This is a genomic window from Streptomyces sp. MspMP-M5 (assembly GCF_000373585.1).
Lineage (GTDB): Bacteria > Actinomycetota > Actinomycetes > Streptomycetales > Streptomycetaceae > Streptomyces.
In genome coordinates, this window is the sequence record NZ_KB891855.1 from 35,387 (window position 1) to 48,193 (window position 12,807).

The following is a 12,807-nucleotide window of genomic DNA, read 5'->3' on the forward strand; positions in this document are numbered from 1 at the left end:
TTCGCGTACCCCCGAAACATCCGTCTTGTGTGCTGTGCACTCTTGACATCGGGGGGTTCCGTTACCGACACATCGGACCGGGTCCGGCGGATTGTGTTGCTGCGGACGCCCGACACGCCATAGAGTCGCCAACCGTCGGCATGGTGCACGCTGACCTATCGATAAGTTTCCTGGTCACATCCAAGGAGGTAAGACGACTTGTGAATGAGTCGACATTTACTCCCGGAGGTGGTCGGCCAGGAGCGGTTGCACGGGGCCAGGGTCCCTCGGGGCGCGAGGCTGTCGGCTCCGTAGTGGTCCACACCTTCGCAGCCCAACAGAGCACTTCCACGACAGCCCACCAGAGCATGGACGGCCAACACGTGAACGCCATGGCCGGCGACCGGGGCAGTGGAGAGCCCGCCCGTCTCGCCGACTACGACGACCTGCCCCAAGGGCACTTCTACGACCCGGATGCCGAGTACGAGCCGGACCCGGAATACGCGGCGACGCTCGCGCCGGACGCGGCGCGTCAGCGCCGTGAGCGGGTCGGCCCGACCGGGCGCCCGCTGCCCTACTTCCCGATCCCGGGGCCGCTTTCGGAACACGGCCCGGCGAAGATCATCGCGATGTGCAACCAGAAGGGCGGGGTCGGCAAGACCACCTCGACCATCAACCTGGGCGCCGCGCTCGCCGAATACGGCCGCCGGGTGCTGCTCGTCGACTTCGACCCGCAGGGCGCCCTCTCGGTCGGACTCGGCGTCAACCCGATGGAACTGGATCTGACGGTCTACAACCTGCTCATGGAGCGGGGCATGTCGGCCGACGAGGTCCTGCTCAAGACCGCGGTCCCGAACATGGACCTGCTGCCCAGCAATATCGATTTGTCAGCGGCAGAGGTGCAGTTGGTCAGCGAGGTCGCCCGCGAGTCGACGCTCCAGCGGGCGCTGAAGCCCCTGCTGCCCGACTACGACTACATCGTCATCGACTGCCAGCCCTCGCTCGGCCTGCTGACCGTCAACGCCCTGACGGCCGCTCACAAGGTCATCGTGCCGCTGGAGTGCGAGTTCTTCGCGCTGCGCGGTGTCGCGCTGCTCACCGAGACCATCGAGAAGGTCCAGGAGCGGCTCAACCCCGACCTCCAGCTGGACGGCATCCTGGCGACGATGTACGACTCCCGCACGGTGCACAGCCGCGAGGTCCTGGCGCGCGTCGTCGAGGCTTTCGACGACCACGTCTACCACACCGTCATCGGCCGTACCGTCCGCTTCCCGGAGACCACCGTCGCCGGTGAGCCGATCACCACCTACGCCTCCAACTCCGTGGGGGCCGCGGCCTATCGCCAGCTCGCCAGGGAGGTGCTCGCCCGGTGTCACGCCGAGTGAGTCTGCCCGGCGCCGACGAACTGTTCCGCACCACCGGGGGAGTGGCCCTTCAGGCGTCCACTCCCCGCCGTGCGCCCGGCGGCCAGGACGCACGGGTGCCCGCGCCGGCCGGCGAGCCGGACCCCGCGTCGGACGCGTCCGAGGAGGCCCCCGCGGCACCGGCGGCCGAGGGCGGTGCCGCCGGCGCGGCGCGTACGGCGTCCGCCGCGGAGCCGGCCGAGCACGGCGGCCGCGAGCCGGAGCCGGAGGCCGGGGGGCGCCGGACACCGGCCGGCCGGGCGGCGACCCGCGCCGAGCGGGAGGCCGCGGCATCGGCCGGTGAGTCGGGCCGCCGCCGGTCGCGCGGCGCCAACCGCCGCCCCAGCGGCCGCGAACGGCACGACGAGAAGATCACCGTCTATGTCTCCGCCGAGGAGCTCATGGACCTCGAACACGCCCGCCTGGTGCTGCGCGGCGAGCACGGCCTGGCGGTCGACCGCGGCCGGATCGTCCGCGAGGCGGTGGCCGTGGTCCTCGCCGACCTGGAGTCCCGCGGCGAGGCCAGCATCCTGGTCCGGCGGCTCCGGGGCCGTTAGGGCCGCTCAGGGCCGTTTCTGGCCCGTCCGACACGCCCTGGGGGCCGGTCCCCGGCGTGCGGCGGGATAGCCTGGGCCACTCCGGCGGGGTGTCCCGCCCGTGACCAGCCCGCCGCCCCGGCGCGGGACCGCAGCACCCTGGACCGCCATGCCGACGACCGACGCCGACGACCCCGCCCCGGCCCGCACCCGCCGCGCCCTCGGGCGGGGCCCGGGCACCGCCCCGGAGACGGCGCCCGAGGCGACCGCGGAGGACGCCACGGAAAGCCGTGCGCAGGCCCCCGCCGAGGGCGCCCCGCTCGGGGGCGTACCGACCGAGGAGATCACGGCCGGGGAGACGCCGGTCGAGGAGGTCCCAATTCACTCCGAGGATGCGGCGGGCGATCCGGCCACAGAGCGGGCCGTGGAACAGGCCGGGGACGAGGCGGACGACGGGGGCGCAACGGCCGAAGAGGCCGAAGAGGCAGCCCCGGTGGCCGGGGACGGCCGGTTCACGTTGCGGCTGGACAACTTCGAGGGGCCCTTCGACCTCCTGCTCCAGCTGATCTCCCGGCACAAGTTGGACGTCACCGAGGTCGCGCTGTCCAAGGTGACCGATGAGTTCATGGCCCACATCCGGGCCATGGGGCCGGACTGGGACCTCGACCAGACCACCGAGTTCCTGGTCGTCGCGGCCACCCTGCTCGACCTCAAGGCGGCCCGGCTGCTGCCCGCCGCAGAAGTGGAGGACGAGGCCGACCTCGCCCTCCTGGAGGCCCGGGACCTGCTCTTCGCCCGGCTGCTCCAGTACCGCGCGTACAAGCGGATCGCGGAGATCTTCAGCGGCCGGCTGGCCGAGGAGGCCCGGTGCCACCCCCGTACCGTCGGGCTGGAGCCGCACCACGCCGAGCTGCTGCCCGAGGTCGTGATCAGTATCGGGGCCGAGGGGTTCGCCGCGCTCGCGGTCAAGGCGATGCAGCCCAGGGCGAAGCCGCAGGTCTACGTCGACCACATCCACGCGCCGCTGGTCAGCGTCCGGGAGCAGGCCGGGGTGGTGATGGCGCGGCTGCGCGAGGCCGGTGCGGCCGGCTTCGCGGAACTGGTCGCCGACGCCCCCGACACCCTGACCGTCGTGGCGCGCTTCCTGGCGCTGCTGGAGCTCTACCGGGAGCGGGTGGTCGCCCTGGACCAGGAGGAGGCGCTGGGCGCCCTGACGGTCCGCTGGACGGGCGAGGAGGGGGCCGTCCCACAGGTCACCGACGAGTTCGACCGGGCCGCGGGCGACCCGGCGGAGAAGAACGCGGCCGCGGCAGGCCGCGCGCAGAGCGACGAGCAGGAGGAGCCGGCGTGAGCGAACCGGGCTACGAGATCACCGAGCAGGGCCCGGGGGAGCGCCCCGGCCCCGCGGAGGCGCCGGCCGGCGCGCTGGGCGTGGCAGAGCTGGAGCTGAAGCCCGCGCTGGAGGCCGTCCTCATGGTCGTCGACGAGCCAGCCACCGAGGAGCACCTGGCCCGGGTGCTCCGGCGTCCCCGCCGGGCGGTCGCGCTGGCCCTGCGCGAGCTGTCCGACGACTACACCCGCCAGGGCCGCGGCTTCGACCTGCGGCTGGTGGCCGGCGGCTGGCGGTTCTCCTCCCGGGCGGCCTACGCGGACGCCGTGGAGAGCTTCGTCCTGGACGGCCAGCACGCCCGGCTGACCCAGGCCGCATTGGAGACTCTGGCCGTGGTCGCGTACCGTCAGCCGGTCAGCCGTTCCCGCGTCTCGGCCGTCCGCGGGGTCAACTGTGACGGCGTGATGCGCACGCTCCTCCAGCGCGGCCTGGTGGAGGAGGCGGGGACGGAACCTGAAACAGGTGCGATCCTGTACAGGACGACGAATTACTTTCTGGAGCGGATGGGCCTGCGCGGCCTGGACGAGCTCCCTGAGCTGGCACCGTTCCTCCCGGAGGCGGACGCGGTCGAGGGCGACTCCCCGGAAGGTATCCCGTCGTTCGACGTAGACGACAGCGGCGACTCTCAGACGGATCATTGATGCGAAGCAGCGGCAGGAACAGCAGCGGTAGGGGCAACTACCGGGGCGCGGGCAACAAGCGGGACGAGAAGCAGCAGCGGTCCGGCCGCCCCCGCCCCGAGGAGCGCCGCTACGACGTGGGCGGATCCGAGGGCGGTGACGAGCGCCGCGGCGGCAAGTCCGGCGCCCGGGGCGCGGCGGCCCGGGGCGGCGCCAAGGGCGGTCCCCGCACGGGCGCGGCCCGCAGCGGCGGACCGGGCGGCAAGGGCGGCCAGCAGCAGCGCGGCCGCGGCCAGGCGCCCGCACGCCCCCGCGAGTACGACGCCAAGATCGAGGAGCGCAACCGCGCCCGCTACGACAAGCCGCAGGTCAAGACCCCCAAGACCTTCCCCGGCGCCGAGCAGGAGGGCGAGCGGCTGCAGAAGGTGCTGGCCAGGGCCGGTATGGGCTCCCGGCGCGCCTGCGAGGAGCTGATCGACCAGGCCCGGGTCGAGGTCAACGGCAAGATCGTCATGGAGCAGGGTCTCCGGGTCGACCCGGAGAAGGACGAGATCAAGGTCGACGGCCTGACGGTCGCCACCCAGTCGTACCTCTTCTTCGCGCTGAACAAGCCCGCCGGCGTGGTCTCCACGATGGAGGACCCGGACGGCCGCCAGTGCCTGGGCGACTACGTCACCAACCGGGAGACCCGGCTGTTCCACGTAGGCCGGCTGGACACCGAGACCGAGGGCATCATCCTGCTCACCAACCACGGCGAGCTGGCCCACCGGCTGACCCACCCCCGCTACGGCGTCACCAAGACCTACCTGGCGGCCATCCAGGGCCCGCTCCCGCGCGACCTGGGCAAGCGGCTCAAGGACGGCATCCCGCTGGAGGACGGCTACGCCCGCGCCGACCACTTCCGGGTCGTGGAGAACACCGGCAAGAACTACCTCGTCGAGGTCACCCTCCACGAAGGCCGCAAGCACATCGTGCGCCGGATGCTCGCCGAGGCCGGCTTCCCGGTGGACAAGCTGGTGCGGACGCACTTCGGCCCGATCGCGCTGGGCGACCAGAAGTCGGGCTGGCTGCGCCGGATGACCAACACCGAGGTCGGGATGCTGATGCGCGAGGTCGGCCTCTGACCGTCGGCTCACCGCCGTCCCGGGCCGGCCGTCGCTTGCGGTGGCCGGTCACCACCCCTTAGTGTCATCGTGACGATTAAGGGGTGGTTTTCTCATGGGGGCAACGATGGGGGCGGCGACCGGATCGCTCATCGGGCTGGCGCTCGGTGACGCGCTCGGCCTTCCGACGGAGTTCGACGACGTACCGGCGATCCTCGCCCGGTGCGGCACCTGGCGGCAGCTGGCGCTGCCCGAGCCCGCCCGGGTCACCGACGACACCCAGATGACGCTGGCACTGGGACAGGGGCTGCGCACGGCCCTGGACGCCGGCGAACTGACCGCGCGGACCCTCGAACCGCCGGTCCGGCAGACGTACGTGGCCTGGTGGCGCTCGCCCGAGAACAACCGCGCACCCGGTTACACCTGCCTCCGCGCCTGCGAACTGCTCGCCGACCCGGACCGGCCCTGGGCCGACGCCGGCCAGATCGGCTCCAAGGGCTGCGGCGCCAACATGCGGGTGGCACCCGTCGGGCTGGTGCCCGAACTGACCGCCGAGCAGCGCTCCGGCGCCGCCCAGCTCCAGTCCGCGCTGACCCACGGGCACCCCACCGCGCTCGCCGCCAGCGACCTCACCGCGTACGCCGTGCGCGCCCTCGCCGACGGCGCCCGCCCGGCCGAACTCCCCGGCCTGCTGCGGCAGTACGCCCACGCCCAGCGCACCCGCTACCGCGAGGACTGGCTCGGCGACCTCTGGCGGCGCTCCCAGGCCCCGTCCGCGACGGCGTTCATCGCCCGGGGCTGGGACGAGTGCCTGGGCGTCCTGGACCGGCTGGACGCGGCGCTCGCCGCACCGGACCGGGAGGCCGACCCGTGCCGGGCCACCGGCGCCGGCTGGATCGCCGAGGAGGCGCTGGCCACCGGCCTGCTGTGCTTCCTGCTCTTCCCCGACGAGCCGGTCACCGCGCTGCGCCGGGCCGCCTGCACCTCCGGCGACTCCGACTCCATCGCCTGCCTCACCGGCGCCTTCGCGGGCGCCCTGCACGGTGCCGGGGCCTGGCCCGGGGAGTGGGCCGCCCGTATCGAGTACCGCGCGGAACTCCTGGCACTCGGGGCGGCCTGGGATGTCTGAGAAGCCCATGGCTCCCACAGCCCCCGAGGTCGCGGGCCGGGACGCGGTCCTGCGGGCGGCCGGGCTGCCCGCCATCGACCTGGATGCCCTCGTCGCGGGGCAGCGCGACCCGCTGCTCTTCGCCACCGTATCCGGCGCCCACCTCTACGGCTTCCCGTCCCGCGACTCCGACGTGGACCTGCGCGGGGTCCACCTGCTGCCGGTGACCGACCTCGTGGGCCTGCGCGAGCCGGAGGAGACCCGGACGCTGATGGGGGAGCAGGACGGCGTCGAGACCGACCTCGTCACGCACGACCTGCGGAAGTTCGCCCGGCTCCTGCTGCGCCGCAACGGCTACGTCCTGGAGCAGCTGCTCTCCCCCCTGGTCGTGCACAGCACCCCCGTCCACGAGGAGCTGACCGCGCTCGCCCCCGGCCTCTTCACCGTCCACCACGCCCACCACTACCGGGGTTTCGCGGGCACCCAGTGGCGGCTCTTCGAGAAGACCGGCGAACTGAAGCCGCTGCTCTACACCCTGCGGGTCCTGCTGACGGGCATCCACCTCATGGCCACCGGGCGGCTGGAGGCCCATCTGCCCTCCCTGGCCGGCGAGCCGGACGCCCCCTCCTATGTGCCGGAGCTGATCGCCGCCAAGGAGGCAGCCGAACACGGACCGGCCGGCGACGTGGTGGCCCCGGACCGGCTGCGCGCCGACATCACGGCGCTGCACGCCCGGCTGGACGCCGCCCAGGCCGCCACCGCCCTGCCGGACGCCCCGGCCGGCCGGGACGCGCTGCACGATCTCGTCGTCCGGGCCCGGCTGGACGGCGCCGCGGCCGCCGGCTGACGGAGTCAGCCCCGCAGGGCCGAGGCGCGGCGGGTGCGGTGCAGGAAGTCCGCCACCCGGGCCCGGTCCGGGCCGGCGGGCAGCGGCGAGCCGGGCAGCGCCGCCTCCGCCTCCGCGGACAGCACCGCCAGCCGGCGCTCCACCTCCTCCCAGGGCACCTCGCCGCGCCGCACCGCCAGCAGCTCCTCGCGGGCCGCGCCGACCTCCAGCGTCAGCACGCCCGTACGCAGCAGGTCGCGGGCGCAGGTCATCAGGCGCAGCAGGTGCATCGCCGGCTTCCAGCGGGGCGCGCCGTGCCGCGCGAGGTCGGCCCGCAGCTGCTTCAGCTGCCCGGCGGCGTAGCGGACGTAGGTGCCGTGCACCGCGCGGGAGAGGAACGCGCCGCGCAGCGCGAGCAGCTCCCGGCCGGTGGCGTCGGCGTGTTCCACGAGCGGGGAGTGCAGGCACTCCAGGGCGGTGGGGTTGGCGCGCAGCGCCAGCTCGCAGAACCGCTCCAGCTCCCAGGAGAACTCCTCCTCGCGCGGCCCCTCCACATGGGTCGGCGGCTTCTCGAACCGCCAGAAGAGGGCGGTGGGCGCGAGATAGACCCCGCGCCGGTCGGTGTCGCTGGCCTCGGTGGCCAGCCCGAAGGCGCGCGAGCCCATCACACACGCGTAGACGGTGTGCCCGGTGACGAGTTCATGACCTGTGGGGGCCGGGGGAGCGGACGTCATGCCGGGATTGTCGCCGGGCGGACGTGCTGCCGGCCACCGGATTCCCGGAGCTCGGAACACGGCTGTCGGTGGCGCTGGTTACGCTGAGCAGTGCGTACGCGGACGTGTACGCGGCACACGACGCAGGGGAGCAGGGACGTGGCGGTACGGGCCGTGCGCGGGGCCGTCCAGCTGGAGCGGGACGACGCGGAGCACATGCGGGAGCGGGTCGGCGAGCTGCTCACCGCGCTGTTGGAGCGCAACGGCCTGGTGCCGGACGACCTGATCAGCGTGTGGTTCACCGCCACCCCCGATCTGCACAGCGACTTCCCGGCCGCCGCCGCGCGCGCCCTGGGGATCACCGACGTCCCGCTGATCTGCGCCCAGGAGCTGGACGTGGCCGGCGCCATGGAGCGGGTGGTGCGGGTCCTCGCCCACGTCGAGACCGCGCTGCCCAAGGCCGGCATCGCCCACGTCTACCTCGGCGCGGCCGCGGCGCTCCGGAAGGACATCGCCCAGTGAGAACCGCACTCGTCATCGGAACGGGCCTGATCGGCACCTCGGCCGCCCTGGCGCTCAGCGCCCGCGGCGTGCAGGTCCACCTGGAGGACCACGACCACGCCCAGGCCCTGACGGCCGCCGCGCTCGGCGCCGGCGCCGCCGAGCCGCCCGCGGAGCCCGTCGATCTCGCCATCGTGGCCGTGCCCCCGGCGCATGTCGCGGCGGCGCTCGCCGAGGCGATCCGGCGCGGCGCGGCCCGGGCGTACATCGACGTCGCCAGCGTCAAGGGCGGCCCCCGCCGCGAGCTGGAGGCGCTCGGCTGCGACCTCAGTGGCTACCTCGGCACGCACCCGATGGCCGGCAAGGAGCGCTCCGGCCCACTGGCCGCGACGGCCGACCTCTTCGAGGGCCGCCCCTGGGTCCTCACCCCGTCCCCCGGCGGCGACACCGAGGTGCTGAACCTCGCCCTGGAGCTGGTCGCGCTGTGCCGGGCCGTCCCCGTGGTGATGGACGCGGACGCCCACGACCGCGCCGTCGCCCTGGTCTCGCACACCCCGCAGCTGGTCTCCAGCCTCGTCGCGGCCCGCCTCAAGGGCGCCGACGAGACCGCCGTCCGCCTCTGCGGCCAGGGCATCCGCGATGTGACGCGGATCGCCGCCTCCGACCCGGCGATGTGGATCGACATCCTCTCCGCCAACCCCGGCCCGGTCGCCGACGTCCTGGCCGAGATCTCCGCCGACCTGGACGCCACGGTCCGCTCGCTGCGCTCCCTGGAGTCCGCCGACGACGCCAAGCGCGGCTCCGGCGCCCACGGCATCGAGGACGTGCTCCGCCGCGGCAACGCCGGCCGCGAGCGGGTCCCCGGCAAGCACGGCGCCGCCCCGGCCGCCTACGAGGTCGTCGCGGTCTACATCGGCGACCAGCCCGGCGAGCTGGCCCGGATCTTCGCCGACGCCGGCCGCGCCGGGGTCAACATCGAGGACGTCCGCATCGAGCACGCCACCGGCCAGCAGGCCGGCTTCATCCAGCTGATGGTCGAACCGCAGACGGTCCCGGTGCTCACCGCGGAGCTGCGGGAGCGGGGGTGGTCGATCCGGCAGTGACACCGTGGACGGCGCGCCGCGGGCGAGCCAGTAACCTTGTCCGAGGCCCCGGTCCCTTCGTCGGCCCCTCCGTCGCACCCCCGACCGCCGGTCGACGACCGGACCTGGCGCCCTGGACCGCGCCCCGTGTGAATCAAGAAAGGTGTTCGTCACCGTGGAAACCGCCGATCGGACCGCCCCGGCAGCAGTGATTGTCGCCATCGACGGCCCCGCAGGCACGGGCAAGTCCAGCACGTCCAAGGCCGTCGCCGGCAAGCTTGGCCTGGGCTACCTCGACACCGGCGCGCAGTACCGCGCGATCACCTGGTGGATGCTGACCAACGGCATCGACGTCGACGACCCGGCCGCGGTGGCCGACGCCTGCGCCAAGCCCGTGATCGTCTCCGGCACCGACCCGGCGGCGCCGACCATCACCGTCGACGGGGCCGACGCCGCGGGCCCGATCCGCAGCGCCGAGGTCACCGCCGCGGTCAGCGCGGTCAGCGCGGTCCCCCAGGTGCGCGCCCTGATCACCGACCTCCAGCGGACCATCGCGGCCGAGGCCCCGCACGGCATCGTCGTCGAGGGCCGGGACATCGGCATAACCGTCCTGCCCGACGCCGACCTCAAGATCTTCCTCACCGCCTCCCCGGAGGCCCGGGCGGCCCGCCGCAACGGCGAGCTCAAGGGCACGGGCTCCCAGCAGGCGGCCGACCTGGCCGCCACCCGCGAGGCGCTGGTCAAGCGGGACGCCGCCGACTCCTCCCGCAAGACCTCGCCGCTGGCCAAGGCCGACGACGCCGTCGAGGTCGACACCACCGACCTGACGCTGGATCAGGTCATCGAGTGCGTGGTCACCCTCATCGAGGGCGTCAGCGCCGAGAAGGCGGGGCGGGACACCCGGTGACCGACGGCGCAGAGGCACCGAGCCCCCGCGGCGCCGCGGTCGGCCGACGGATCGGCATCGGGCTGATGTACGGCCTGTGGAAGCCGCGGGTGCTGGGCGCCTGGCGGGTGCCGGCCTCCGGACCGGTGATCCTCGCCGTCAACCACTCCCACGGCATCGACGGCCCGATGCTGATGGGCACCGCGCCGCGGCCGGTGCACTTCCTGATCAAGAAGGAAGCCTTCGTCGGTCCGCTGGACCCGTTCCTGCGGGGCATCGGACAGCTGAAGGTGGACCGCCAGGCCGCCGACCGCAAGGCGATCACCGACGCGCTCGGGGTGCTGGCGGCCGGCGGGGTGCTCGGGATCTTCCCCGAAGGCACCCGGGGCGAGGGCGACTTCGCCTCGCTGCGGGCCGGGCTGGCGTACTTCGCGGTGCGCTCCGGCGCCCCGGTCGTCCCGGTGGCGGTGCTCGGCGGCACCGACCGCCCCAGCCGGCTCTCCCCGGCACTGCCGCGGCTGCGCGCCCGCATCGACGTCGTCTTCGGCGACGCTTTCGAGGCGGGCGACGGGAGCGGGCGGCGCACCCGCAAGGCGCTGGACGAGGCGACCGTGCGGATCCAGGAGCGGCTGACCGCCCACCTGGCACAGGCCCGGCGCCTTACCGGGCGCTGACCGACACTTGAGCAGTGGGCCCTGCCTTCAGCGGCCCACCGACCACATGGATGAACGAGGAACGGACTTCATGAACGAGCAGATCCCCACCGGCGAGGAGCACGGTGCGCTTGGCGACGCCGAGTACGCGGAGTTCATGGAGCTCGCCGCGGAAGAGGGCTTCGACCTGGAGGAGGTCGAGGGCGACATCGCCGCGGCCGGCCACGGCCCGCTCCCGGTCCTCGCCGTCATCGGCCGCCCGAACGTCGGCAAGTCGACGCTGGTGAACCGCATCATCGGCCGCCGTGAGGCGGTCGTCGAGGACCGGCCGGGCGTCACCCGCGACCGGGTCACCTACGAGGCCGACTGGAACGGCCGCCGCTTCAAGGTCGTCGACACCGGCGGCTGGGAGCAGGACGTCCTCGGCATCGACGCGTCCGTGGCGATGCAGGCCGAGTTCGCCATCGAGGCCGCCGACGCGGTGGTCTTCGTGGTGGACGCCAAGGTCGGCGCCACCGACACCGACGAGGCCGTGGTCAAGCTGCTGCGCCGCTCCGGCAAGCCGGTCGTCCTGGTCGCCAACAAGGTCGACGGCCCGTCCGGCGAGGCCGACGCCGCCATGCTCTGGTCGCTGGGCCTGGGCGAGCCGTACCCGGTCTCCGCGCTGCACGGCCGGGGCACCGGCGACATGCTCGACGCGGCGCTGGACGCGCTCCCCGAGGCGCCCGAGCAGACCTTCGGCACCGCCGTCGGCGGCCCCCGCCGGATCGCCCTGATCGGCCGCCCCAACGTCGGAAAGTCCTCGCTGCTGAACAAGCTCGCCCGCGAGGAGCGGGTGGTCGTCAACGAACTCGCCGGCACCACCCGCGACCCGGTCGACGAACTCATCGAACTGGGCGGCAAGACCTGGAAGTTCGTGGACACCGCCGGCATCCGCCGCCGGGTGCACCTCCAGGAGGGCGCCGACTACTACGCGTCGCTGCGCACCGCCGCGGCCGTGGAGAAGGCCGAGGTCGCGGTCGTCCTGATCGACGCCGGCGAGTCCATCAGCGTCCAGGACCAGCGGATCATCACGATGGCCGTGGAGGCCGGCCGGGCCCTGGTCATCGCCTACAACAAGTGGGACAACCTCGACGAGGAGCGCCGCTTCTACCTGGAGCGGGAGATCGAGCGGGACCTCGTCCAGATCCCCTGGGCGATGCGGGTCAACGTGTCCGCGCGCACCGGCCGCCACATGGACAAGCTGGTGCCGGCGATCGAGACCGCGCTGGCCGGCTGGGAGACCCGGATCCCCACCGGGCGGCTGAACGCCTTCCTCGGCGAGATCGTCTCCTCGCACCCGCACCCGATCCGCGGCGGCAAGCAGCCCCGCATCCTCTTCGGCACCCAGGCCGGCACCAAGCCCCCCCGCTTCGTGCTCTTCGCCTCGGGCTTCCTGGAGGCGGGCTACCGCCGCTTCGTCGAGCGGCGGCTGCGCGAGGAGTTCGGCTTCGAGGGGACGCCGATCCACATCTCGGTGCGGGTGCGCGAGAAGCGCGGCACCAAGAACAAGAAGAAGTAGCGGCGGCCCCGCCCGCGGCGGTCCGGCAGAGAGTCAGCGGCCGCCGTGGGGCCGGGAGCCGTCCCGCGGACCCGGTGGCAGCGCCGCCGGGAGCTGGCCCCGCGGCCGGAACGGCTGCCGGCCCACCACCTCCCAGTGCCCCGTCGACGGGCCCCCGCGACCCCAGTTGCCGCCGCGCAGCGACTCCGGCACCTCCGGCTCGTCCGTACGGTCCCCGGGCAGGGCCCGGAAGGCGCGGCGGTACTCGGCGTACAGCGCGTCGTAGATCGGCGTGGCCGAACCGCGGTCGGCGCCGCGCGGCGCCCCGTGGTCGCGGGCCGGACGCATGCCGGGGATGGGGTGGGGGAACTGGGCGCGGGAGGGGTCGTATGCGTGCACGTAGGTGCCAACGACCCCGATGCCCGCGGGATGCGGCTTTCTGGGCGAAATGGCCGATCGCGGGAGCA

The 12,807-nt window shown here is 73.8% G+C and carries 14 protein-coding genes; 12 read left to right on the plus strand and 2 right to left on the minus strand.

Features of this window, described 5'->3' with window-relative positions:
- The first annotated feature begins 347 nt into the window (after window positions 1–347).
- The 7 genes from B073_RS0105355 to B073_RS0105385 all read left to right on the plus strand — a co-directional run bounded on the left by B073_RS0105355 (window position 348) and on the right by B073_RS0105385 (window position 6,986).
- Window positions 348–1,364: an AAA family ATPase gene (locus B073_RS0105355; RefSeq protein WP_037810964.1), complete on the plus strand. Its 1,017-nt coding sequence runs from the start codon at window positions 348–350 to the stop codon at window positions 1,362–1,364.
- Window positions 1,349–1,939 (plus strand): hypothetical protein, encoded by a 591-nt coding sequence (locus B073_RS0105360; RefSeq protein ID WP_106731767.1) that lies wholly within the window; start codon window positions 1,349–1,351, stop codon window positions 1,937–1,939. The genes B073_RS0105355 and B073_RS0105360 overlap by 16 nt, the downstream gene beginning before the upstream one ends.
- A gap of 148 nt (window positions 1,940–2,087) precedes the next feature.
- Complete coding sequence (locus tag B073_RS0105365; RefSeq protein ID WP_018537063.1) at window positions 2,088–3,269, plus strand: segregation and condensation protein A; 1,182 nt, start codon at window positions 2,088–2,090, stop codon at window positions 3,267–3,269.
- Complete coding sequence (gene scpB / locus B073_RS0105370; protein ID WP_018537064.1) at window positions 3,266–3,949, plus strand: SMC-Scp complex subunit ScpB; 684 nt, start codon at window positions 3,266–3,268, stop codon at window positions 3,947–3,949. The genes B073_RS0105365 and scpB overlap by 4 nt, the downstream gene beginning before the upstream one ends.
- Window positions 3,949–5,052 carry a pseudouridine synthase gene (locus B073_RS0105375; RefSeq protein WP_018537065.1) on the plus strand — a complete coding sequence of 368 codons (1,104 nt, stop codon included), beginning with the start codon at window positions 3,949–3,951 and terminating at the stop codon, window positions 5,050–5,052. Before scpB ends, B073_RS0105375 begins: the two co-directional genes overlap by 1 nt.
- Window positions 5,053–5,146: 94 nt before the next feature.
- Window positions 5,147–6,160: an ADP-ribosylglycohydrolase family protein gene (locus B073_RS0105380; protein WP_026247087.1), complete on the plus strand. Its 1,014-nt coding sequence runs from the start codon at window positions 5,147–5,149 to the stop codon at window positions 6,158–6,160.
- Window positions 6,161–6,167: 7 nt separating this feature from the next.
- Window positions 6,168–6,986 carry a DNA polymerase beta superfamily protein gene (locus B073_RS0105385; protein ID WP_018537067.1) on the plus strand — a complete coding sequence of 273 codons (819 nt, stop codon included), beginning with the start codon at window positions 6,168–6,170 and terminating at the stop codon, window positions 6,984–6,986.
- 5 nt (window positions 6,987–6,991) lie between these two features.
- Here the strand turns inward: B073_RS0105385 and B073_RS0105390 are convergent, their stop codons facing one another.
- The gene (locus B073_RS0105390) at window positions 6,992–7,699 is read right to left on the minus strand and encodes a DNA polymerase beta superfamily protein (RefSeq protein WP_026247088.1); all 708 of its coding nucleotides are present in this window, start codon (window positions 7,697–7,699) and stop codon (window positions 6,992–6,994) included.
- A gap of 138 nt (window positions 7,700–7,837) precedes the next feature.
- Between B073_RS0105390 and aroH the strand changes: the two genes are divergently transcribed.
- The 5 genes from aroH to der all read left to right on the plus strand — a co-directional run bounded on the left by aroH (window position 7,838) and on the right by der (window position 12,361).
- Window positions 7,838–8,200 carry a chorismate mutase gene (aroH, locus tag B073_RS0105395; protein ID WP_018537069.1) on the plus strand — a complete coding sequence of 121 codons (363 nt, stop codon included), beginning with the start codon at window positions 7,838–7,840 and terminating at the stop codon, window positions 8,198–8,200.
- Window positions 8,197–9,282, plus strand: a complete 1,086-nt coding sequence (locus B073_RS0105400; RefSeq protein WP_018537070.1) for a prephenate dehydrogenase — start codon at window positions 8,197–8,199, stop codon at window positions 9,280–9,282. The genes aroH and B073_RS0105400 overlap by 4 nt, the downstream gene beginning before the upstream one ends.
- Window positions 9,283–9,424: 142 nt before the next feature.
- Window positions 9,425–10,168, plus strand: a complete 744-nt coding sequence (gene cmk / locus B073_RS0105405) for a (d)CMP kinase (RefSeq protein ID WP_018537071.1) — start codon at window positions 9,425–9,427, stop codon at window positions 10,166–10,168.
- The gene (locus B073_RS0105410) at window positions 10,165–10,821 is read left to right on the plus strand and encodes a lysophospholipid acyltransferase family protein (RefSeq protein ID WP_018537072.1); all 657 of its coding nucleotides are present in this window, start codon (window positions 10,165–10,167) and stop codon (window positions 10,819–10,821) included. Before cmk ends, B073_RS0105410 begins: the two co-directional genes overlap by 4 nt.
- A gap of 70 nt (window positions 10,822–10,891) precedes the next feature.
- Window positions 10,892–12,361, plus strand: a complete 1,470-nt coding sequence (gene der, locus B073_RS0105415; protein WP_018537073.1) for a ribosome biogenesis GTPase Der — start codon at window positions 10,892–10,894, stop codon at window positions 12,359–12,361.
- A 33-nt stretch (window positions 12,362–12,394) separates the two neighbouring features.
- Here the strand turns inward: der and B073_RS0105420 are convergent, their stop codons facing one another.
- Window positions 12,395–12,739 (minus strand): hypothetical protein, encoded by a 345-nt coding sequence (locus B073_RS0105420; protein ID WP_018537074.1) that lies wholly within the window; start codon window positions 12,737–12,739, stop codon window positions 12,395–12,397.
- Window positions 12,740–12,807: the final 68 nt, after the last annotated feature.